The sequence below is a fragment of the Phenylobacterium parvum genome, assembly GCF_003150835.1.
GTDB classification, from domain to species: domain Bacteria; phylum Pseudomonadota; class Alphaproteobacteria; order Caulobacterales; family Caulobacteraceae; genus Phenylobacterium; species Phenylobacterium parvum.
This window is the reverse complement of record NZ_CP029479.1, coordinates 1,393,695-1,413,189: the sequence shown is the minus strand read 5'-3', so window position 1 is coordinate 1,413,189 and position 19,495 is coordinate 1,393,695. Positions and strand designations below refer to the sequence as shown.

Here is a 19,495-nt window from a genome sequence, read left to right as displayed (position 1 = left end):
GCCGTGGACTTCGACCTTGTCGTCATCGGCGCCGGACCCGGCGGGTACGTGGCCGCCATCCGTGCGGCGCAGCTCGGCCTGAAGGTCGCGATCGTCGAGCGCGACAAGCTGGGCGGCATCTGCCTCAACTGGGGCTGCATCCCGACCAAGGCCCTTCTGAAGTCAGCGGAAGCCTTTGAAACCCTTGGACATCTCGAGGACTACGGCCTGCGGGCCGAGAAGGTGAGCTTTGACCTCGACGCCGTGGTCGCCCGCTCCCGCAAGGTGGCGGGCCAGCTGAACGCCGGCGTCGCCTTCCTGATGAAGAAGAACAAGATCACGGTCATCGAGGGGGAGGCGCGGCTGGAGGCCGGCGCCCCGTCGCCGGTCGTCCGCGTGGCCCTCAAGGCCGGGGGCGAGCGGATCCTGAAGGCCGCCAATGTCATCCTGGCCACGGGCGCCCGGGCGCGGACCCTACCGGACCTCGGCCTGGTCCCTGACGGCGAGCGGGTCTGGTCCTATCGCGAGGCCATGGTCCCGGACCGGGTCCCGACCTCCCTCCTGGTCGTGGGGTCTGGCGCCATCGGGATCGAATTCGCCAGCTTCTACAAGGCCCTGGGCTCAGAAGTGACGGTCATCGAGGCCCTGCCGCGCATCCTGCCGGTAGAGGATGAGGAGGTCTCGGCGGCGGCCCAGAAGGCCTTCGAGGCCCGCGGGATCGCCTTCCGCACCGGCGCCTCCGTCCGGCGGCTCGCGCCCAGCGGCAAGAGCGTCGAACTGACCGTCGAGGCCGGCGGCGTCACCGAGGTCCTCAAGGCCGAGGTCGCCATCGTCGCCGTGGGCATCGTCGGCAATGTGGAAGGCCTGGGGCTGGAGGCCCTCGGCGTCACGATCGAGAAGACCCACGTCGTCACGGATTCCCACGGCGCCACCGGCGTGCCGGGCCTCTGGGCCATCGGCGACCTGGCCGGCCCGCCCTGGCTGGCGCACAAGGCCAGCCACGAGGGCGTGCACTGCGTCGAGCACATCGCCGGCCAGAAGCCCTCCGGCCTGACCGCCCCCATCCCGGGCTGCACCTACGCCTCGCCGCAGATCGCCTCCGTGGGGCTGACAGAGGCCCAGGCGAAGGCCAGGGGCCTGGAGGTCAAGGTCGGCCGTTTTCCCTTGCGCGCCAATGGCAAGGCCATCGCGGCGGGTCACACGGAGGGCTTCATCAAGACGGTGTTCGACGCCGCGACGGGCGCCCTGGTCGGCGCCCACATGATCGGCGCGGACGTGACCGAGATGATCCAGGGCTATGCCCTCGCCATGACCCTGGAGGCCACCGAGGCCGACCTCTTCGCGACCGTCTTCCCGCACCCGACGATCAGCGAGGGCATGCACGAGGCGGCGCTGGACGCCTTCGGCTGGGCCCTGCACACTTGATTGGCGGGGTTCGGCCCGCGCTGCGGCGCAGGAGGCGCGGATGATCTCTAGACTGGCGGCGGGCCTCACCCGGCATCCGGCCATGGCGGGGGCTGTGCTCTCGCTCCTCAGCCTGCCGGTTCACCTGTGGCTTCCGGAAGCGCTTTCAGTCCAGTTCGCGGCGGTCATCCTCGGGCTTGTGGCGGGCATCTACGCCGGCTTTGCGCTCCTGGACGGCAGGCCGCGCATCCTCGCGGTGGAAGGCTTGGCGGCCCTGGCCTTTGTGGTCCTTGCCCTGGCGGGCCTGGCCTGGAGCCCCTGGCTGATCCCGGCGGCCTATGTCCTGCATGGGGTGTGGGACCTTCTCCACCACCGCCAGATCTCCACGAAGACGCCGACCTGGTACCCGCCCATGTGCGCCGTCTATGACTGGGTCTTCGCCGCCGGCCTTTGCGCCCTGTGGATGGTCCGGTGACCCTGGGGATTGCGGCCATGGCTCCGAGCGAGGCGGAGGGTGAGTAAGCCAGCGTCGTCAGGCGGGAGCGCAATGGCTATCGCCACATCACGCCAGGGGGGCGTCTGGAGCCGGGCGTCACCGTCGAGACGGGCGCTACAGGGGCAGGGGCGGCGCCTCCGCAGACCCCCTCCGTCCCGGGGCCTTGCCCCGGTCCACCTCCCCCTGATGGGGAGGAATTAGGGAGCCAATTGCCCCCCCAAGGTCGGTGAGGGGGTCTGCGGCGGCTCAGCTGGCCCCCTCCGACGCGCTGTGCGCGCCACATCCACCCAGGCGAGAAATCGAGGCGGGCACTACGCCGCCCTTCTGCCCTCGACCTCCGCCAGGCGCATGATGGTGACGTAGTCCGTCTTGCCGGTGCCCAGGACGGGGATCTCCGGCACCTTCACGATCTTGCGGGGCACGGCGATCTCGGGGGCGCCGAGGGACTGGGCGTGCTCGACGATGGCCGAGGCGGCGGCGTCGGTGCGGTCGGTGAAGAGGATCAGGCGCTCGCCCTTCTTGGGGTCGGGCATGGCGATGACGGCATGGCGGTTGTCTGGCCAGAGAGACAGGACGAGGTCCTCTGCGGCGGTCAGGGAGACCATTTCGCCGCCCACCTTGGCGAAGCGCTTTGCACGGCCGAGTATGGTGATCCAGTTGTCGTCGGTGATGCTGACGATGTCGCCGGTGTCGAGCCAGCCATCGACGGGCGACTCCAGGGTTCCATCGGGACGCAGGTAGCCGGCCATGACGTTGGGGCCGCGCACGAGCAGCCGCCCGCCGCCGGTGATGCCCTCGACCGGCTCCAGGCGCGCATCCATGCCCGGCATGAGACCGCCGACCGTGCCGCGGCGATTGTCGTTCGGAAGGTTGATGGCGATGATCGGCGCGGCCTCGGTCGCCCCGTAACCCTCGATGACCGGGACGCCGCCAAAGCGGTCACGGATGAGGTTGTGGGTCTCTTCCCGAACCTTTTCAGCACCTGCGACGATGAACTTGAGCCCTGAAAGCTCATCGCTGTCGCTGGCCCTGGCGTACTGGTTGATGAAGGTGTCGGTGGCCAGCAGCAGGGCGGCCTTGGTGTCCTTGATCAGGGGCGGGATCTGTTTGACGTGGAGGGGCGAGGGATACTCGAACACCTTCATGCCGGTCAGCAGGGGCAGGAGGATGCCGCCGGTCAGTCCGAAGGAGTGGAAGATCGGCAGGGGATTGAACAGGATCCAGTCCGGGTCGATGTCGATGAACTTCGCCGCCTGGGCGACGTTGGCGATGAGGTTTTCCTGGGTCAGGACAACCGCCTTGGGCGCCCCGAAGCTGCCCGAGGTGAAGAGGATGACGCCGATGTCGGACGGCCTGGAGGCGGGCGCGAACCGGAGGGGCAGGGCGCCGGCGGCGGCGGCGAAGAGCTTGTCCGCCAGGCCGACCTTCTCGCGCACATCCTCAAGGTAACTGACCGTCGCCACCGTCTCGAGGGCGTCGACCAGGTCGTGCAGCTGGCCCTGCTCGATGAACTTGTGGGCGGTGAGGACCCGTTTCACCCCGGCCAGCTCGCAGGCGGCCTTCAGGTTGCGGATTCCCGAGGTGAAGTTGAGCATGGTCGGCACGCGGCCGAAGGCGTGGAGGGCGAAGAAGGTGACTACGCCTGCCGAACTCGCCGGCAGCATGACCCCGACCCGCTCTCCCTTCTCGGTGAGGGCGGCGATCCGGCGCCCAAGTGCGAAGGCGGCGCGGATCAGGTCGGTGTAGCTGAGCGGGTTGCGGTCCTGGTCCTCGAGGATCAGCTTCTTGGCCCCAAAGGCCGCCCTTGCATCCACGAGGGCGCTGAAGATCGTGCCGCCGCCGTTGATGTAATCTCCCAGCTTCGCCACGGGCCTGTCCCTCCGGATTCTCTTGGTCCCCGAAAAGTAGACGCCCCCCAGCCGAATGAAAAGACCAGTTACATTCCGTGATCCTGCCGGAAGGTGCGGCGGCGGCTTGATCCCGCGGCCGGGAAGGCTGATCTAGGGGCATGGCCACCGTCATCGACACCCGCGCCGGCCCCCGGCCGCGTCATCCTGAGAAGCGCAACCGCCCTGACACGCCGGTCCTGCGCAAGCCCGAATGGCTGCGCGTCCGGGCGCCTGGCTCCGAGGGCTACGCCGCGACCCGGGCGATCGTGAAGGCCCATGGCCTGGTGACGGTCTGCGAGGAGGCGGCCTGCCCCAACATCGGCGAGTGCTGGACCCAGTCCCACGCCACCATGATGATCATGGGCGACACCTGCACGCGGGCCTGCGCCTTCTGCAATGTGGCTACGGGACGTCCGGAGCCCCTGGACCCCACCGAGCCCGCCCGGGTGGCCGACGCCGTGGCCAAGATGGGCCTGAAGCACGTGGTCATCACCTCCGTGGACCGGGATGACCTGGCTGACGGAGGCGCCGCCCACTTCGCCGCCGTGGTCCGCGAGATCCGCGCCCGCGCCCCGGGCGCCACGGTGGAGATCCTGACCCCGGACTTCCTGCGCAAGCCGGTGGAAGCGGCCCTGGAGGTGATCGCCTCGCGCCCGGACGTCTTCAACCACAACCTGGAGACCGTGCCCCGGCTCTATCCCTCCATCCGGCCCGGCGCCCGCTACTACCACTCCCTGCGCCTGCTTGAGCGGGTGAAGGAGGCGGACCCGGCGGCCTTCACCAAGTCGGGCCTGATGGTCGGCCTGGGCGAAGCCCGGGAGGAGGTGCTGCAGGTCATGGACGACATGCGCTCGGCGGGCGTCGATTTCCTGACCATCGGCCAGTACCTGCAGCCGACCCGCAAGCACGCGGCGGTGGAGCGGTTCGTGCATCCCGACGAGTTCCGTGGCTACGAGGAGGCGGCGCGCGCCAAGGGCTTCCTGATGGTCTCGGCCAGCCCCCTGACCCGGTCCTCTCACCACGCTGGCGAGGACTTCGCCCGGCTCAAGGCCGCCCGGCTGGCCCGCGGCGGGTAGGGGCCTTGCGCCACCGCATCTCGCGCCAGTCGCCCTACGCCCCGGACGCCCTGTTCGGCCTTGTGGGCGACGTCCTCCGCTATCCCGAGTTCGTGCCCTGGGTCCGGTCGCTAAGGACCTGGAACGCCCGGACCGAGCCGAATGGCGCCGACTGGCTGGACGCCGAGGTCCAGGTCGCCTTTGGCCCGGTAGGCGAGCGGTTCTCCACCCGGGTGCGCCGGGACCCGGCGCTGAGGCGGATTGACGTTGAACTGATCTCAGGCCCCTTCCGTCGGCTGCGCAACCGCTGGGACTTCGTGCCCGAGGACGGCGGGACGCGGATCGACTTCGACATCGACTTTGAGTTCCGGAGCCGCCTGCTGGAGGGCCTGCTGGCGGGCAACTTCGACCGGGCGGCGGGCCGGCTCCTGACCTGCTTCGAGGACCGGGCCCGGGCGCTCTTCGGAGATCCGGGGAAGACCTAGGACGCCGTTGACCCCCTCACCGGACTTCGTCCGGAGCTCCCCCTGATGGGGAGCAATTACCTCTTTATTCCTCCGCCAAGGGGGAGGTGGGCCGCTAAGCGGGCCGGAGGGGGTCTGCGGGATCGGCTGCAGGCTACCGGCTGATGCGTTCGCGCATGGCTTCCAGGGCGGACTGGACGGCGGCCAGCTGGATTTCCTCTCGGGTCTCGAACTGGAAGAATTCCTGGCGGTGGTGGAGGCCGTGGTTCGCCCGGGCGGTGGCGATGTGCACCGTTCCCACCGGCTTCATGCGGGTGCCGCCGCCGGGGCCGGCCACGCCGGTGATGGCCACGGCGATGTGGGCGTGGGAGTTCTCCAGTGCGCCCTCGGCCATCATGCGGGCGACGGGCTCGGAAACGGCGCCGAGGTCGGCGATGATCTCGCCGGGGACGCCGAGCAGCTCCTGCTTGGCGCGGTTGTTGTAGACGACGAACCCGCGCTCGAAGACGTCCGACGCCCCCGGTATGGCGCAGATGGCGCCGGCGACGAGGCCGCCCGTGCAGCTCTCGGCCGTGACCAGGCGCAGCTGGCGCTCGCGCGCCTCGTCGATCAGGAGGCGGGCGAGGGTCTCGATCTCGATGGAAAACATGTCGCGTCTCCGGTCTGGCGCTGGCGGGACGACCTGACCACCGGCCGGGGGGCAGGCGCAAGCCCCCAGTCGGCGGATCAGGCCGAGGGAAGCTCGACGGCGGCGATCGCCTGGGCCAGGAGGCCCTCCTGCCGACCCGTGTAGCCCATGCCTTCGGTCGTGGTGGCCTTGACGCTGACCCGCCCGATGTCGAGGCCCAGGATCTCGGCTACCGAACGGCGCATGGCCTCGCGGTGTGGACCAATCCGGGGCTTTTCGCAGACCAGGGTGAGGTCGAGGGACAGGATGCGACCGCCGCGGGCGGCGACCCGGCCGCCGGCGTGGGCGAGGAAGGTGGCGGAGGGCTCGCCCTTCCAGCGCGGGTCCGAGGGCGGAAAGTGCTGGCCGATGTCGCCCTCGCCCAGGGCGCCCAGCAGGGCGTCGGTCAGGGCGTGGAGGCCGGCGTCGGCGTCGGAATGGCCAATGAGAGAAGCGTCGTGGGGAATGTGGACGCCGCAGAGCCAGACCCCGTCGCCCGGTCCCCAGCGATGGGCGTCGATCCCCTGTCCCATGCGGACCTCGCGCGGGGACGGGGCGGGGGCGCGGGCGAGGGCCTCGGCCATGTCGAAATCCTCCGGCCAGGTGAGCTTGAAGAGGCGCGGGTCCCCGGGAACCAGGGCGATGCGCGCGCCGTTGGCCGCCATCACGGCGGCCTCGTCGGTGGGCTCCGGCCCGGTCCAGGCGGCGAAGGCGGACAGGAGGGCGGCGCGGCGGAAGGCCTGGGGGGTCTGGGCCCGCCAGAGACCCTCGCGGTCCACCGCCGCCTCGATCTCGGGAACGCCCGCGGGGCCGCCGCGCTTGAGGCTGTCGGCCACCGGAAGGGCGGCGATGGCGCCGTCGGCGCCGGACAGGGCTTCAAGGACCCGTCCGATCACGGCGGGCCCGAGGAAGGGGCGGGCGGCGTCATGCACCAGGACGGGCTCGTCCGGCGGGCCGTCCAGGGCGGCGAGGCCGGCCCGGACCGAGAGCGAGCGGGATGGGCCGCCCTCGACCACCACAAGGCCCGGGAGGCCGGCGAGGAGGCTTCGGGTCGCCTCCGTCCGGTCAGCGGTCGTGACCACGACAAGGCGCCGGGCCCCCGCGGTGGACAGGGCGTGTGCCGACCAGGCCAGGACCGGGCGGCCACCGAGGTCGCGCCAGGGCTTGGGCTCGCCCGGCCCGGCCCGGAGGCTGGCGCCGGCGGCCACGATGACGGCGGAAAAGGTCATGGGGGCTGTTTAGGCGCGCCTGCGGGCCTGTCCAGAGGGACTGGCCCCTCCGGCTCTTTACGTCCCTGTCAAATTGCCTAAAAAGAGGGCGATGGAAGTGACGCCAAAATGAGCAGCCCGGTCCAGATCGGGGATGTCGAGATCGCCGGCAGGGTCTGGATCGCCCCCATGACCGGGGTGTCCGACCTGCCGTTCCGGCGGGCGGCCTCGCGCCTGGGCGCGCCCTATGTGGCGACGGAGATGGTGGCCTGTTCGGCCTTCGCTGCGGGCCGGCCGGACGTGGTGCGGCGCGCCGCGGTGGGCGAGGGCCTGCCGCGAATGGTGGTCCAGCTTGTGGGGCGCACGCCCGAGGACATGGCCGCCGGCGCCCGCCTGGCCGCCGCGGCAGGCGCGGACGTGATCGACCTTAACTTCGGGTGCCCGGCCCGCGAGGTGACCGGCGGGGCCCTGGCGGGCTCGGCCCTGATGCGCGAGCCCGAGCTCCTGTTCCGTCTGGTGGAGGCGGTGGTCGACGCCGTGGACGTGCCGGTAACCGCCAAGATGCGGCTGGGCTGGGACGACGCCTCGAAGAACGCCCCGGAAATCGCGGCCGGCGCGGAGGCGCGCGGGGTAAAGGCGATCACGGTCCATGGCCGCACCCGCTGCCAGTTCTACAAGGGGAGCGCCGACTGGACGGCCGTGGCGGCGGTCAAGGCCGAGGTGAAGGTCCCGGTCATCGTCAATGGCGACATCCGCAACGCCGGCGATGCGGCCCGGGCCCTTTCGGAGTCCGGGGCGGACGCCGTCATGGTCGGACGGGGCGTCTATGGCCGGCCCTGGATCGCGCCGTGGATCGAGGCGGGGCTGGCGGGCGGGACCTGGGAGGAGCCCGATCGCGAGGCGCGCCTGGAGGTGGTGCTGCAGCACTTCGCCGAGAGCCTGGCCTTCTATGGGGACCGCACGGGCCTGAGGGTCTTCCGCAAGCACCTGGCGGCCTATGTCGACGAGGCGGCGGCGCCCGGGGACCCGGCCGAGCGGCTGGAGGCCCGGCGGCGACTTTGCCGCATGGAGGACCCGCGGGAGGTCGAGGCTGGCCTTTCCGAACTCTGGAGAAGGGAGACGGCGGCATGACCCCGGTTCCGGCAGGCGAGTCCCTGAGGGCGGCGGCCTTTGACATGGCGCCCGAACCGGCCGTCGTGGTGGCCGACGGCGGACAGGTTGTGGCGGCCAACGAGGCCGCAGAGCGCCTCTTCGGCCAGTCGCTGGGGGTGATGACCCGCAGCGGCCTTTCCGCCGCCATGGCGCCGGACGCGCCCCTCCTGACCCTGGTGGCGCGGGCCCGCATCGAGGGCGGCCCGGTCCGCGAGCGGGGCTTTGAGGTCGGCCTGTTCGGACACTCGGCCTTCCGCGCCGACGCCTCGGCCGCTCCTCTGGAGGATGGCTCTGTGCTGCTGACCCTGACCGTCCGCTCGGGCGCCCTGAGCGGCGAGCGGGGCGGCGCCGAGAGCGCGGGCCTGAGAACCATCATCGGTCTGGGTCGGATGCTGGCGCACGAGATCAAGAACCCCCTGGCGGGGATCCGCGGCGCGGCCCAGCTGCTGAAGTCGGGCGTCCGGACCGAGGATACGCCCCTGGCCCAGCTGATCGTGGACGAGGTCGACCGGGTGAAGCGGCTGGTCGACCGGATGGAGGCCTTTTCGGACGACGCCGCGCCGGTCTGCAGGCCGATCAACATCCACCTGGTCCTCGACCGGGTCCGGACCCTGGCGGTGAACGGGGTGGGCGAGGGGCTCTCGGTGGTCGAGGACTACGACCCCTCCCTGCCGCTGACGCCAGGCGACGAGGACCAGCTGATCCAGATCTTCCTGAACCTGGTGAAGAACGCCGCCGAGGCGGCGCACCGCCGGGGCGATGGGCAGGGCGAGATCGTCATCCGGACCGCCTTCCGGCACGGGGTGCGGATTCGCACGGGCGGGGCCCGGGGCCTGCGCAGCACGCCCCTCGAGGTGCGGGTCATAGACAATGGGCCTGGGGTGCCGGCCCACCTTCGCGACAGCCTTTTCCAACCCTTCGTCACCGGCCGGAACGGCGGGGTGGGTCTCGGCCTGGCCCTGGTCTCGAAGCTGGTGTCCGCGCACTGCGGATTGATCGACTTCACCTCGGAGCCGGGACGGACGGTGTTCCGGGTGCTCCTGCCCATCGTCACGGAGGATCCGGCATGAACGCCGCGACCAAGAAGATCATCATCGCCGACGATGACAGCTCCATCCGGCTGGTGCTGAGCCAGACCTTTACCCGGCTGGGATATCAGGTGCGGGCCACCGGGAATGCGGCGACCCTGCTGAAATGGGTCTCGGAGGGGGAGGGCGACCTCGTCATCACCGACGTGATCATGCCCGACGAGAACGTCTTTGATGTCCTGCCGCGGATCCGCAAGGAGCGCCCGCGCCTGCCGGTCATCGTGATGAGCGCCCAGAACACCCTGCTGACGGCGGTGAACGCCGCCGACGCCGGGGCCTTTGAGTACGTCTCCAAGCCCTTCGACCTGGAGGACATCACGGCGGTGGCCCGGCGGGCCCTGTCGCGGCCGGCGGACGTGGAGGCCTCACGGGCCCAGGCGCGGGCGGCGCGGGACGAGCGCCTGCCGCTCATCGGCCGCTCGGCGCCCATGCAGGAGGTCTACCGGACCATCGCCCGGCTGGTCGGCGCGGACCTGACGGTGCTGATCCTTGGCGAGAGCGGCACCGGCAAGGAGCTTGTCGCCCGCGCCCTGCACGACATGGGCCGCCGGCGGGACGGCCGCTTCGTGGTGATCAACCTGGCCGCCGTACCCCGCGAGCGGGTCGAGACCGAGCTGTTCGGGCGCAATGACGGCGACATCGGCAAGCTGGTGGAGGCCGACGGCGGGACCCTGTTCCTCGACGAGATCGGCGACATGCCCCTCGACGCCCAGACCCGACTGCTGCGCGTGATCGACGGCTCGGAGACGGCGATCAACCCGCGGACCGGGCGTCGCCCCAACGTGCGGATCATCGCGGCCACCAACCGCGACCTGAGGGGCCTGATCCAGCAGGGCCTGTTCCGCGAGGACCTGTATTTCCGGCTGAACGTGGCGCCCCTGCGCATCCCGCCCCTGCGCGACCGGGCCGAGGACATCCCCGACCTGGCGAGGAGCTTCCTGCTTCGCGCAAACCGCGAGGGCCTGCCGGCCAAGACGATCGACGGCGGGGCCCTGGACCGGCTGAAGGCGCACAGCTGGCCGGGGAATGTCCGCGAGCTGGAGAACCTGATCCGGCGGATCTGCGCCCTCTACGGCGAAGAGCTGATCACCGCCCGGATCATCGAGCTGGAGCTGGCCGACCAGCAGGCGCCCCTGAGGGGGCAGGAGGGGCCGGTGACCCTGTCCGGCCTTGTCGACAGGTACCTCGCCGGGCATTTCGCGACCTTCCCCGAGGGCCTGCCGCCGCCGGGTCTCTATGACCGGATCCTGGAGGAGGTGGAGCGACCGCTGATCGCCCTGACCCTGGCGGGCACCCGGGGCAACCAGGTGCGCGCCGCCGAGATCCTCGGGCTCAACCGGAACACCCTGCGCAAGAAGATCCAGGACCTGGGCGTGGAGATGACCCGCGCGCGTCGCTAGGGGCGTCAGCTGACGCTTTTTGGCAACGCGCTGTTGATTGTGGGGCACAGTCCGCCCTAGCATGCGTCCCATGATGGGCTTGAGTCCGTTCCTGGAGGCCGCCGGTCGCCGGCTGGGCCCGATCCGCGTCCTGGCGGGGTCCAGCATGACGACGGGCGGGGTCTATCTGGCCGCAGCCCTCCTGACCGGGCTTGGCATCTTCCTGGCCGCCTCTCCGCCGCAGTCCGGGCCCCTGGCGCCCGCCAGCCTCAACATCCTCTGGGTCCTGGGCGCCAGCCTGGTACTGATCCTCTGGCTGCTCGCCGCGGCCGGGCGCACCGTGCTGGGCCTCCTCAGGGACCGGACAGCCGATCCCGCAGCCCGGCTGCGCCTGCGTTTCGTGACCCTGTTCGCCGCGGCGGCGACCGCCCCGGCCCTGGTGGTGGCCCTGTTCTACGGGGTGCTGGTCAACCGTGGCGTGGAGGACTGGTTCTCCACACGGGTCCAGACCGTGGTCGAGAACTCCGCGACGGTGTTCCGGAGCTATCTTGAGGAACAGAAGCGCTATGTGCGTGAACACGTCACCCTGATCGCCACCGACCTGAACGGCGCAGCCGGCGCCCTGGGCGACTCCCCGGTGACCTTCGGCCTGTTCCTGGCCCAACAGGCGGCGGACAACGACTTTCCCGCCGCCTACCTGATCGACCGGGAAGGGCGCGTCTTGGCCCGGGCGGAGAGCGCCTCGGCGCCGGCCTTCCTGACCCCTCCGGAGCAGGCCTTCCGGGCGGCGGACGAGGGCGACATCTTCGTCTCGGCCAACCTGACCCGGACCGTCTTCCGGCTGAAGTCCTACCCGGACGCCTACCTCTACCTGGTGCGGCCGGTGGGCGAGGGCGTCGTGGCCAACCTGTCCGAGGCCGAGCAGGCCCTGGTCTCCTACCGCGACGCCGCCCAGAGCCGGGACCGGATCCAGAGGGCCTTCGCCCTGGCCTATGTGGAGACCGCCCTCCTGGTGCTGATCGGCGCGGTCTGGCTGGGCATGGGCGCGGCCCATTCCATCTCGGCGCCGGTCGGGCGCCTGGTGCAGGCCGCCGAGCGCGTGGCGCGGGGCGACCTGACCGCCCGGGTGGACGCCGAGTCCGACCCCGAGGAGATCGCCGTCCTGTCCCGGGCCTTCAACGACATGACGCGGGACCTGTCGCAGCAGCAGGAAGCGTTGACCCGAGCCAGCGACGAGGCCCGGCGGCGGCGGCAGTTCATCGAGGCCGTGCTCTCGGAGGTGTCCGCCGGCGTGGTCGCCACGGGTGCGGACGGCCGGATCTCTGCTGTGAACCGGCAGGCCGCAAGACTGTTGGACCTGCCTGAGGACCCGGTCTTCGCTTCGCCCACCACCCTGGAATCCGCCGCCCCGGAGATGGGCGAGATCCTGGCCGCCGCCCGGACGGTGGGCCATGCCGAGGGCGAGGTGGACATCAGCCGTGGCCGCGAGACCGTGCGTCTTCGGGTCCGGGCCAGCCGGATCGGCGAGGGCCTGGTGCTGACCTTCGACGACATCACGCGCCTGGTCTCCGCCCAGAGGAATGCGGCCTGGCGGGACGTGGCCCGGCGCATCGCCCACGAGATCAAGAATCCCCTGACCCCCATCCAGCTGTCGGCCGAGCGCATCCGCCGCAAGTTCCGGCGCAATGTCGAGGCGGCGGACCTGGACACCTTCGACCGCTGCACCGAGACCATCGTGCGACAGGTCGGGGATATCGGCCGGATGGTCGACGAATTCTCGGCCTTCGCCCGCATGCCGGCGCCCCAGCCCTCGGACCAGGACGCGGCCGAGCTGCTTCGCGAGGCGGTCTTCGGGCGCCGGGTCGCCGATCCGGACATTGAATGGGTGATCGGCGAGCCCCTGCCTGACGTCATCCTGCGGGCGGACGGCCGGATGCTGGCCCAGGCCCTGGCCAACGTGCTCAAGAACGCCGCCGAGGCGGTCCGCGCGCGGCTGTCCGCCCAGCCTGACCCGCCCGGCCGGATCCTGGCGGACCTGCGCCTGGACGATCAGGGCCTGGCCTTTGTCATCGAGGACAACGGACTGGGCCTACCGGCGAAGGACCGCGACCGGCTGACCGAACCCTATGTGACAACGCGCGAGAAAGGGACGGGCCTCGGCCTGGCCATCGTCAAGCGCGTGATGGAGGACCATGGCGGCGACCTGGTCCTTGCCGACGCCGAGGCCGGGCCGGGGGCCCGCGTCCTTCTCAGGCTGCCCCTGTCCGTCGCGCAGGCGACCCGGACGATCCCGAAAGTGGAGAGCGCATGATGGCCGCGGACGTGCTTGTGGTCGACGACGAAGCCGACATCCGGGACCTGGTCGCAGGGATCCTGACCGACGAGGGCTATGCGGTCCGCACCGCCAACGACTCGGAATCGGCCCTGGCCGAGATCCGGGCCCGCAAGCCGTCCCTCCTGATCCTGGACATCTGGATGCAGGGCGGGGGCATGGACGGGCTGGAGCTCCTGGACATGGTCAAGGGCCTGGACACCGACCTGCCGGTGATCATGATCTCGGGCCACGGAAACATCGAGACGGCGGTCAGCGCCATCAAGCGCGGCGCCTACGAGTTCCTCGAGAAGCCCTTCAAGTCGGACCGGCTGCTGCTGGTGGTGGAGCGGGCCCTGGAGGCCGCCAACCTGCGCCGGGAGAACCGTCGCCTGCGCGCCCGCACGGTGACGCCAGACGGCCTGATCGGACGCTCGCAGGTGGTCCAGCAGCTTCGCGGCCTGATCAACAAGCTGGCGACGGCGAACAGCCGGGTGCTGATCTCAGGCCCTCCGGGCGCGGGCAAGGAGACCGTCGCCCGGATGATCCATGCCGCCAGCCCGCGGGGCCGGAACGAGTTCATGGTCATCAGCGCCGCGGGAATGACCCCCGAGCGGGTCGACATCGAGCTGTTCGGCGAGGAGGGCGAGGCAGGCCGGCCCGCCAAGATCGGCGTCTTCGAGCGCGCCCACGGGGGGACCCTCTACCTCGACGAGGTGGCGGACATGCCCCGCGAGACCCAGAGCCGCATCCTGCGTGTCCTGGTCGACCAGAGGTTCCGCCGGGTCGGCGGCGCCTCGGACGTGCAGGTGGACGTGCGCGTGGTCTCCTCGACCTGCCGGGACCTGAGGGCGGAGATCGCCGAAGGGCGGTTCCGCGAGGACCTCTTCCACCGGCTGAACGTCGTGCCCCTGGGCGTGCCGGGCCTGGCCGAACGGCGCGAGGACATTCCCGAGCTGGTCGACTTCTTCATCCAGAGGATCTCGGAGGGCGCCGGACTGCCGCGCCGTCGGCTGTCGGACGACGCACTGGCCTCCCTGCAGGTGCGCGACTGGCCGGGTAACCTGAGCCAGCTCCGCAACCAGATCGAGCGCCTCCTGATCCTGGCCTCCGGGGATCCGGCCGAGCCCATCACCTCCGAGATGATCCCGCCCGAGCCCGAGGCGCAGGAGCGCACCGGCGGCGGCTTCGGGGCGGAGCGGATCATCTCCCTGCCGCTCCGGGAGGCCCGGGAAGTCTTCGAGCGCGATTACCTCCACGCCCAGATGCTGAGGTTCTCGGGCAATATCTCGCGGACCGCGGCCTTCATCGGCATGGAGCGCTCGGCCCTGCACCGGAAGCTGAAGTCCCTGGGCCTGTCCGGCGGCCGGGCTGTCACTGAGGGGGAGGAGGGCTGATGGGACGCGTCGCCTACGTCAACGGCGCCTATGTCCGGCATGCGGACGCCGCCGTGCACATCGAGGACCGGGGCTACCAGCTCGCAGACGCCATCTACGAGGTCTGGGCCATGTCGGACGGGCGCCTGTGCGATCCGGAGGGGCACTTCGCCCGGCTGGAGCGGAGCCTGGGCGAGCTGTCCATCGACATGCCCATGAGCCGGGCGGCCCTTACCACCGTGCTGAAGGAAACCGTCCGCCGGAACCACATTCGCGACGGCCTCGTCTACTTGCAGGTCAGCCGCGGCGTCGCCCCCCGCGACCACGCCTTCCCGGCCGAACCGGTCCCGCCCGCCGTTGTGGTGACCGTCAAGCGCGTCGATCCCCAGGCCGCCGAGGCCCGCGCCACCGCTGGCGTCGGGGTCATCACCACGCCCGAGAACCGCTGGGGCCGCTGCGACATCAAGACGGTGGGCCTCCTGCCCAATGTCCTGGCCAAGCAGGCCGCCCGGGAAGCCGGCTCGGCCGAGGCCTGGTTCATCGACGCCGACGGCCTGGTGACCGAGGGCGCCTCGTCCAACGCCTGGATCGTCACGGCGGACGGGGTGCTCGTGACCCGCGACACCACCGCAAACATCCTGCGCGGCGTGACCCGCGCCACCCTGCTGGAGGTGGCCCGGACCGAGAACCTCCGCATCGAGGAGCGGCCCTTCAGCCTGGAGGAGGCGCGCAGGGCCCGCGAGGCCTTCTTTACCGGCGCCGGCGCCCTGCTCATGCCGGTGGTGGCGATCGACGGGCAGCCGGTCGGGGAGGGACGTCCGGGGCCTGTGGCAAGCCGCCTCCGTAGGCTCTATATTGAGGAAGCCAGGGCCGCGGCGATCTAGCGGCCGACGGCGGGGACAGGCCCCGCCCAACACAAGAGAGCGAAAAGCCATGTCCGGCGACAAGAAGCAGAACCTGCAGGACACCTTCCTCAACAGCGTCCGCAAGACCAAGACGCCGCTGACCATCTTCCTCGTCAACGGCGTCAAGCTGCAGGGCGTCGTGAGCTGGTTCGACAACTTCTGCGTCCTGCTGCGCCGGGACGGCCAGTCGCAGCTGGTCTACAAGCACGCCATCTCGACCATCATGCCCGCCCAGCCAGTCCAGCTCTATGAGCCGGACGAAGACGACGCTGATTGACCAGTCGCCGCATCAGTCGCGAGGCGCCCGTCCAGGGCGCCCTGGTCATCCATCCCGAACGTGAGGGACGCGGCCAGGGACGCAGTCCCGCCGCCCGGCTCGAGGAGGCCGAGGGCCTTGCGCGCGCCCTCGACCTTGAGATCCGCGAAGGGGTGATCGTCAACCTGCGGCGCCTGACGCCGGCCACCCTGTTCGGCTCGGGCAAGGTCGAGGAGATCGCCGCCCTCTGCGAGGCGGTGGAGGCCGATGTCGTCGTGGTCGATGACAGCCTAACGCCCGTCCAGCAGCGCAACCTGGAGAAGGCCTGGAAGGTCAAGGTGATCGACCGGACCGGCCTGATCCTCGAGATCTTCGCCCGGCGGGCCCGCACCCGCGAGGGCCGACTGCAGGTCGAGCTGGCGCGACTGTCCTACGAGCGCTCGCGCCTGGTCCGAACCTGGACCCACCTTGAGCGCCAGCGCGGCGGCTTCGGCGTCATGGGCGGCCCCGGCGAGACGCAGATCGAGACCGACCGCCGGCTCATCGCCGACCGGATCGGCCGGCTCAAACGCGAGCTGGACGAGGTCCGGCGCACGCGGACCCTGCAGCGCGCCGCCCGTCAGAGGGCCCCGGCGCCCTCGGTGGCCCTGGTGGGCTACACCAATGCGGGCAAGTCGACCCTCTTCAACCGGCTGACCTCCGCGGGGGTCGAGGCCAGGGACATGCTCTTCGCCACCCTGGATCCCACCTTGCGCACCCTGCGCCTGCCAGGTGGCCGACCCGTCGTCCTGTCGGACACGGTGGGCTTCATCTCGGACCTGCCGCACGAGCTGGTGGAGGCCTTCCGGGCGACCCTGGAGGAGGTCAAGGAGGCCGACGTCATCCTGCACGTCCGGGACATCGCCAGTGCCGACAGCGACGCTGAGGCGGCGGACGTCCGCGAGGTGCTGCAGCGCCTGGGCGTCGAGATGGCGGAGCGGCGTGTCATCGAGGTCTGGAACAAGGCCGACCGTCTGGATCCCGAGGCCCGCCAGGAGCGGCGCACTGACGCCGTCCTCGCCCGTCCGGCCGCCGTCCTGGTCTCGGCGGTTTCGGGGGAGGGCTGCGAGGCCCTGCTGGCGCGTATCGCCGGTCTCATCGACGAGGCGCCGCCGGTGGTGATCCACGCCGCAGCGGGGCAGGGCGACCTGGTCGCCTGGCTCTACCGCCACGGGCGGGTGCTGGAGCGGCGCGAGGCCGAGGATGGCTCGGTCTCCCTCGCCGTGAGCCTCTCCGACCAGGCCCAGGGCCAGCTGGAACGCCTCTTCCCTGGCGTTGGCGTCCTGGCCTGACCTGCGCCTTTCCGGCTGGTGTGGGTGAGGGCGCGGCTGAAGCGCCGTCGACCCCCTCCGGCCCGCTGCGCGGTCCACCTCCCCCTGGGGGGAGGAATGACTCAGCAATTGCTCCCCCAAGGGGGAGCTGTCAGCGAAGCTGACTGAGGGGGTCAATCCCCCCGCCGTTGACCCCCTCCGCCGCGCTGCGCGCGCCACCTCCCCCTGGGGGGAGGAATTTGAGAGCCAACTGCTCCCCCAAGGGGGAGCTCCCGCCGGAGGCGGGTGAGGGGGTCAGCGGGGGCGGGTCTTGTCCTGGGCGCGGGCTTCGTTCCAGAGCGCGTCCATTTCCGAGAGGTCGGAGTCGTGCGGCGTCCGGCCGTCCTCGGCGAGGCGGGCCTCGATGTGGCGGAAGCGGCGGAGGAACTTGGCGTTGGCCTCGCGCAGGGCGTCTTCGGGGTCGATATCCAGGTCCCGGGCCAGATTGGCCATGACGAAGAGGACGTCGCCCAGCTCCTCGCGCAGGGCCGTCCGGTCGCCGGTGGCCACCTCGGCCCGAAACTCGGTCAGTTCCTCCTCCAGCTTGTCGAGGACGGCCCCGGTGTCCGGCCAGACAAAACCCACGCCGGCGGCGCGCTTCGACAGCTTGACCGCCCGGGTCAGGCCGGGAAGGGCGGCGGGGATGTCGTCCAGCAGGCCGGCGCGGGGCGCCTTGGCGGCGCGTTCGGCGGCCTTGACCTCTTCCCAGGCCTGCACCTGTTCGCCGCTGGTCCGTTGCCCGGCATCGCCGAAGATGTGCGGATGGCGGCGGATCATCTTGTCGATGATGGCCTGGGCGACATCGTCGAAGGCGAAGGCCCCCGCCTCCTCAGCCATGCGGGAATGGAAGACGACCTGGAAGAGAAGGTCGCCGAGCTCGTCCCGAAGGTCGGCGAGGTCGCCGCGCTGGATCGCGTCGGCCACCTCGTAGGCTTCCTCCACGGTGTAGGGGGCGATGGTGGCGAAGGTCTGCTCCAGGTCCCAGGCGCAGCCGTCCTGCGGGTCCCGCAGGCGGGCCATGATGGCGAGGAGCTGTCCGATCGGGGCGGGGGACTGGGACATTGCGTGCGACTCCGGGGGCGATCTGGCGGGCTGACCTTGACCTTGCAGGGGCGGCGGGAAAAAAGGGAGAGACGATAACCCTTCATCCCGGAGACAGCCGATGGCTCACAAGTTCGAAATCTACAAGGACAAGGCGGGCGAGTTCCGCGTGCGCTTCAGCTACAACAACGAGGTCATGTTCTCGACCGAGGGCTACACCTCCAAGGCCAGCGCCCAGAACGCCATCGACTCGATCAAGAAGAACGGCCCCGAAGCGCCCGTCGAGGACAACGCCTGAGGCCGGGTCCCATGACGGCGGTCCAGGACTTCACCGTCAAGGCGGCTGACGGGAGCGATCACGCCCTTTCGGCCTATGCCGGCCAGGTCGTGCTGGTGGTGAACACCGCCTCGAAGTGCGGCTTTACGCCCCAGTACGCCGGGCTTGAGGACCTGTGGCGGCGTCATCGTGACCAGGGACTGGTGGTGCTGGGGTTTCCCTGCAACCAGTTCGCCAACCAGGAGCCTGGGGACGCGGAAGAGATCGCCAGCTTCTGCAGCCTGACCTACGACGTCACCTTCCCGGTGCTCGCCCGGGTCGACGTGAACGGCCCGCGCGCCGAGCCCCTGTTCCGCTGGCTCACCGAGAGCCGCCCGGGCCTGCTGGGCACCCGGGGGGTGAAGTGGAACTTCACCAAGTTCCTGATCGGGCGGGATGGGACGGTGCTGAAACGCTATGCCCCGACCGTGGCGCCCGAAGCCCTAGAGGCGGACATCCAGTCGGCCCTGGCTGCCGGCTAGATCCTGTTCCGATCCCTGGGAACCGGTTCGCCGGAACAGGACCCAACTGATGGACCTAGTGCCGGTGGCCTTCGGGCATGGCGGCGGGCTTGGCCGCAGGCCGGGATTCCGCCGCGAGTTCGACCTTGACCTTGCCAGCCTTCGCAAAGGTGAGGGTGAGGGGGATGCGGTCGCCCTCTTTCACGGCGGCCGTGGGGCCGAACAGCATGAGGTGCAGGCCGCCCGGCGCCAGCTTGACGACCCCGCCGGCCGGAATCTCCACCCCCGCGGGCAGGGCCTTCATCCGCATCATCCCGCCCTCCATCGAGGACTGGTGGATTTCCACCCGGGCGGCGTGGGGCGTCGAGGCCGACACCAGGCGATCGGCGCTGCGCCCGGTATTGGTGATGTCCAGATAGCCCGCAGCAGCCGGCGCACCCGCGGAGGTCGGGCGGGTCCAGGGGTGGGCGATCCGCAGGTCGCCAGCGGCATAGTCGTGGGCGAAGGCCGCGCCGGCGGCGGTGAGGGCCACGGCGGTGGCGAGAAGCAGGCTGCGCATGTCGAACTCCGGTTGCCCCCAAGGCGTCGGCAGGGGTAGGTGGCGGGAGGGGTTGAGGTCAAGTCCGGGAGACGCCGAGTGATCAGGACAAGCAGGACGGGAAGACTTCTTCTGGTTGCGGCCGCGGGCCTTGCGATCGG

General features: G+C 70.7%; 19 protein-coding genes. 14 read left to right on the top strand and 5 right to left on the bottom strand.

The window, feature by feature from the left end; translation table 11 throughout:
- The first annotated feature begins 3 nt into the window (after window positions 1–3).
- Window positions 4–1,404, top strand: coding sequence for a dihydrolipoyl dehydrogenase (gene lpdA, locus HYN04_RS06785; RefSeq protein WP_110450062.1), 1,401 nt, complete (start codon window positions 4–6; stop codon window positions 1,402–1,404).
- A 40-nt stretch (window positions 1,405–1,444) separates the two neighbouring features.
- Window positions 1,445–1,858: a DUF6010 family protein gene (locus HYN04_RS06780; protein ID WP_110450061.1), complete on the top strand. Its 414-nt coding sequence runs from the start codon at window positions 1,445–1,447 to the stop codon at window positions 1,856–1,858.
- A 332-nt stretch (window positions 1,859–2,190) separates the two neighbouring features.
- Here HYN04_RS06780 and HYN04_RS06775 read toward each other — a convergent pair whose 3' ends face one another.
- Window positions 2,191–3,747 carry an AMP-binding protein gene (locus tag HYN04_RS06775; RefSeq protein WP_110450060.1) on the bottom strand — a complete coding sequence of 519 codons (1,557 nt, stop codon included), beginning with the start codon at window positions 3,745–3,747 and terminating at the stop codon, window positions 2,191–2,193.
- 140 nt (window positions 3,748–3,887) lie between these two features.
- Here HYN04_RS06775 and lipA point away from each other — a divergent pair, with 140 nt between their 5' ends.
- Both lipA and HYN04_RS06765 read left to right on the top strand, forming a co-directional pair.
- A complete protein-coding gene (gene lipA, locus HYN04_RS06770; RefSeq protein WP_110450059.1) occupies window positions 3,888–4,844 on the top strand; it encodes a lipoyl synthase in 957 nt (318 codons plus the stop codon).
- Between the two features lie 5 nt (window positions 4,845–4,849).
- Complete coding sequence (locus HYN04_RS06765) at window positions 4,850–5,308, top strand: type II toxin-antitoxin system RatA family toxin (protein ID WP_110450058.1); 459 nt, start codon at window positions 4,850–4,852, stop codon at window positions 5,306–5,308.
- 133 nt (window positions 5,309–5,441) lie between these two features.
- On the opposite strand, the gene HYN04_RS06760 is transcribed toward HYN04_RS06765, so the two are convergent.
- Window positions 5,442–5,936, bottom strand: coding sequence for a CinA family protein (locus HYN04_RS06760; RefSeq protein ID WP_110450057.1), 495 nt, complete (start codon window positions 5,934–5,936; stop codon window positions 5,442–5,444).
- Window positions 5,937–6,013: 77 nt separating this feature from the next.
- A complete protein-coding gene (locus tag HYN04_RS06755; protein ID WP_110450056.1) occupies window positions 6,014–7,183 on the bottom strand; it encodes a bifunctional 2-C-methyl-D-erythritol 4-phosphate cytidylyltransferase/2-C-methyl-D-erythritol 2,4-cyclodiphosphate synthase in 1,170 nt (389 codons plus the stop codon).
- A gap of 108 nt (window positions 7,184–7,291) precedes the next feature.
- On the opposite strand from HYN04_RS06755, the gene dusB reads away from it, so the two are divergent.
- The 8 genes from dusB (at window position 7,292) to hflX (ending at window position 16,960) form a co-directional block, all read left to right on the top strand.
- Window positions 7,292–8,293, top strand: coding sequence for a tRNA dihydrouridine synthase DusB (gene dusB, locus HYN04_RS06750; protein ID WP_110450055.1), 1,002 nt, complete (start codon window positions 7,292–7,294; stop codon window positions 8,291–8,293).
- Window positions 8,290–9,384 (top strand): two-component system sensor histidine kinase NtrB, encoded by a 1,095-nt coding sequence (locus HYN04_RS06745; RefSeq protein ID WP_110450054.1) that lies wholly within the window; start codon window positions 8,290–8,292, stop codon window positions 9,382–9,384. The genes dusB and HYN04_RS06745 overlap by 4 nt, the downstream gene beginning before the upstream one ends.
- A complete protein-coding gene (locus HYN04_RS06740) occupies window positions 9,381–10,802 on the top strand; it encodes a sigma 54-interacting transcriptional regulator (RefSeq protein ID WP_110450053.1) in 1,422 nt (473 codons plus the stop codon). Before HYN04_RS06745 ends, HYN04_RS06740 begins: the two co-directional genes overlap by 4 nt.
- Window positions 10,803–10,947: 145 nt before the next feature.
- Entirely contained in the window at window positions 10,948–13,092 is a 2,145-nt protein-coding gene (locus tag HYN04_RS06735; RefSeq protein ID WP_110451326.1) for a sensor histidine kinase, read from the top strand.
- Window positions 13,092–14,489, top strand: a complete 1,398-nt coding sequence (ntrX, locus tag HYN04_RS06730) for a nitrogen assimilation response regulator NtrX (protein ID WP_110450052.1) — start codon at window positions 13,092–13,094, stop codon at window positions 14,487–14,489. Before HYN04_RS06735 ends, ntrX begins: the two co-directional genes overlap by 1 nt.
- The gene (locus tag HYN04_RS06725; RefSeq protein ID WP_110450051.1) at window positions 14,489–15,352 is read left to right on the top strand and encodes a D-amino-acid transaminase; all 864 of its coding nucleotides are present in this window, start codon (window positions 14,489–14,491) and stop codon (window positions 15,350–15,352) included. Before ntrX ends, HYN04_RS06725 begins: the two co-directional genes overlap by 1 nt.
- Before the next feature lie 49 nt (window positions 15,353–15,401).
- Window positions 15,402–15,650, top strand: coding sequence for an RNA chaperone Hfq (gene hfq, locus HYN04_RS06720; protein ID WP_110450050.1), 249 nt, complete (start codon window positions 15,402–15,404; stop codon window positions 15,648–15,650).
- A complete protein-coding gene (hflX, locus tag HYN04_RS06715; protein ID WP_110450049.1) occupies window positions 15,647–16,960 on the top strand; it encodes a GTPase HflX in 1,314 nt (437 codons plus the stop codon). The genes hfq and hflX overlap by 4 nt, the downstream gene beginning before the upstream one ends.
- 273 nt (window positions 16,961–17,233) lie before the next feature.
- Here hflX and mazG read toward each other — a convergent pair whose 3' ends face one another.
- Window positions 17,234–18,040 carry a nucleoside triphosphate pyrophosphohydrolase gene (mazG, locus tag HYN04_RS06710; RefSeq protein WP_110450048.1) on the bottom strand — a complete coding sequence of 269 codons (807 nt, stop codon included), beginning with the start codon at window positions 18,038–18,040 and terminating at the stop codon, window positions 17,234–17,236.
- Window positions 18,041–18,140: 100 nt separating this feature from the next.
- On the opposite strand from mazG, the gene HYN04_RS06705 reads away from it, so the two are divergent.
- Entirely contained in the window at window positions 18,141–18,317 is a 177-nt protein-coding gene (locus tag HYN04_RS06705) for a YegP family protein (RefSeq protein WP_110450047.1), read from the top strand.
- Between the two features lie 11 nt (window positions 18,318–18,328).
- Window positions 18,329–18,817, top strand: a complete 489-nt coding sequence (locus HYN04_RS06700; RefSeq protein ID WP_110450046.1) for a glutathione peroxidase — start codon at window positions 18,329–18,331, stop codon at window positions 18,815–18,817.
- Between the two features lie 55 nt (window positions 18,818–18,872).
- On the opposite strand, the gene HYN04_RS06695 is transcribed toward HYN04_RS06700, so the two are convergent.
- A complete protein-coding gene (locus HYN04_RS06695; protein ID WP_110450045.1) occupies window positions 18,873–19,355 on the bottom strand; it encodes a copper chaperone PCu(A)C in 483 nt (160 codons plus the stop codon).
- Window positions 19,356–19,495: the final 140 nt, after the last annotated feature.

Bases quoted from the DNA above. Each gene is read 5' to 3' on its own strand.
- mazG (WP_110450048.1), bottom strand. From the start codon at position 18,040: ATGTCCCAGTCCCCCGCCCCGATCGGACAGCTCCTCGCCATCATGGCC.
- HYN04_RS06745 (WP_110450054.1), top strand. From the start codon at position 8,290: ATGACCCCGGTTCCGGCAGGCGAGTCCCTGAGGGCGGCGGCCTTTGAC.
- HYN04_RS06760 (WP_110450057.1), bottom strand. From the start codon at position 5,936: ATGTTTTCCATCGAGATCGAGACCCTCGCCCGCCTCCTGATCGACGAG.
- dusB (WP_110450055.1), top strand. From the start codon at position 7,292: ATGAGCAGCCCGGTCCAGATCGGGGATGTCGAGATCGCCGGCAGGGTC.
- HYN04_RS06735 (WP_110451326.1), top strand. From the start codon at position 10,948: ATGACGACGGGCGGGGTCTATCTGGCCGCAGCCCTCCTGACCGGGCTT.
- HYN04_RS06755 (WP_110450056.1), bottom strand. From the start codon at position 7,183: ATGACCTTTTCCGCCGTCATCGTGGCCGCCGGCGCCAGCCTCCGGGCC.
- HYN04_RS06780 (WP_110450061.1), top strand. From the start codon at position 1,445: ATGATCTCTAGACTGGCGGCGGGCCTCACCCGGCATCCGGCCATGGCG.
- ntrX (WP_110450052.1), top strand. From the start codon at position 13,092: ATGGCCGCGGACGTGCTTGTGGTCGACGACGAAGCCGACATCCGGGAC.
- HYN04_RS06700 (WP_110450046.1), top strand. From the start codon at position 18,329: ATGACGGCGGTCCAGGACTTCACCGTCAAGGCGGCTGACGGGAGCGAT.
- lipA (WP_110450059.1), top strand. From the start codon at position 3,888: ATGGCCACCGTCATCGACACCCGCGCCGGCCCCCGGCCGCGTCATCCT.
- HYN04_RS06740 (WP_110450053.1), top strand. From the start codon at position 9,381: ATGAACGCCGCGACCAAGAAGATCATCATCGCCGACGATGACAGCTCC.
- HYN04_RS06695 (WP_110450045.1), bottom strand. From the start codon at position 19,355: ATGCGCAGCCTGCTTCTCGCCACCGCCGTGGCCCTCACCGCCGCCGGC.
- HYN04_RS06705 (WP_110450047.1), top strand. From the start codon at position 18,141: ATGGCTCACAAGTTCGAAATCTACAAGGACAAGGCGGGCGAGTTCCGC.
- hfq (WP_110450050.1), top strand. From the start codon at position 15,402: ATGTCCGGCGACAAGAAGCAGAACCTGCAGGACACCTTCCTCAACAGC.
- HYN04_RS06725 (WP_110450051.1), top strand. From the start codon at position 14,489: ATGGGACGCGTCGCCTACGTCAACGGCGCCTATGTCCGGCATGCGGAC.